Raw genomic sequence first — 1,019 nt, 5'->3', positions numbered from 1 at the left:
CTGCCCGTGCTCGAGGTCGGGGACGACTGCTACGACGTGAAGACCTTGAGGGCGAACCTCTTCGCCCGCGGCGGCCTGAACGAGAAGGTGTACGGCGGCGCCGTAGGGCTGCGGTCCTGGCTGGAGTCCACCAAGTACGACGCCGCGTTGCGAGAGGACGTGATGGCGTTCCAGCGCCGCATGAACCTCGCTGATGACGGGGTAGTCGGCGCCAAGACGTGGCCTGCCCTGCTGCGGGTGCCGTGAGCGACGGCCTGTTCGCCCGCTGGTGGCCGTGGCCGTACCAAGAACGCCTCCCCGCGGCATCGAAGCCGGTGGAGGAGCTTGAGCCTGGGGAGCGAATCCCTGGGCTCGTCGATGAGTGCAACTGATCGCGAGACGCCTGTCTCGCCCTGGGGTGGTCCTGCCGGATGCGGGGCCGCCCTTCGCATGTCCCCATTTCCAAGGAGAGCATCCTCATGCGCCTGAACAAGAGCGCAATCCTGTTCGTCGGCGTCGTCATCGCGGCGAGCATGACCACCGGCCCTGCGACCGCGTCGGCTGACGTGCCCGGCGACGTCCTCCGGATCGTCGAGGTCGGCACCGACGCCATGGGCGCGGACAGCTACGCCAACCGGAACCGCGAGTTCGTGAAGTTCCAGAACGTCTCAGACGGCCCGATCGACGTCGCGAACGTCCTGGTCGAGGACAACTGGGCGCACGCCAAGACGGTGAAGGGCGATGCCCACACCTGCAACACGTACAAGATCGTGGATCTGCCGGACAACGGAACGACCGTCATCGCCAAGGGCGAGTACGTGACCGTGTTCAACGGCTCCCGGCTGGGCGGCGACCGCAAGATCAACGGCAGCGAGTACCAGCTGTTCGCCGACAGCGACACCGACTGCGGCACCGCCGGCCAGTTCTTCAACAACAACAACGACACGGCCTGGGTGACCAAGGCCAACGGCGATGTGCTGTCCAGCTACTCGTGGGACCACAACGGCGGCTACGTCTTCAAGCCGTAGGAGGCAGACATG

The 1,019-nt window shown here is 66.0% G+C and carries 2 protein-coding genes; both read left to right on the top strand.

All coding sequences use genetic code 11. The features are described 5' to 3' along the window. On the top strand, positions 1 to 246 hold a 246-nt coding region (locus ETD86_RS54485; protein WP_170223822.1), incomplete at its 5' end, for a peptidoglycan-binding protein. A 212-nt stretch (positions 247 to 458) separates the two neighbouring features. After that, positions 459 to 1,007, top strand: coding sequence for a lamin tail domain-containing protein (locus tag ETD86_RS54480; protein WP_170223821.1), 549 nt, complete (start codon positions 459 to 461; stop codon positions 1,005 to 1,007). Positions 1,008 to 1,019 lie beyond the last annotated feature (12 nt).

It is taken from the genome of Nonomuraea turkmeniaca (genome assembly GCF_005889735.1).
GTDB classification, from domain to species: Bacteria; Actinomycetota; Actinomycetes; order Streptosporangiales; family Streptosporangiaceae; genus Nonomuraea; species Nonomuraea turkmeniaca.
This window is presented reverse-complemented; position numbering and strand designations above follow the sequence as displayed.

Coding starts and splice junctions, on each gene's coding strand:
- ETD86_RS54480 (WP_170223821.1), top strand. CDS start 459: ATGCGCCTGAACAAGAGCGCAATCCTGTTCGTCGGCGTCGTCATCGCG.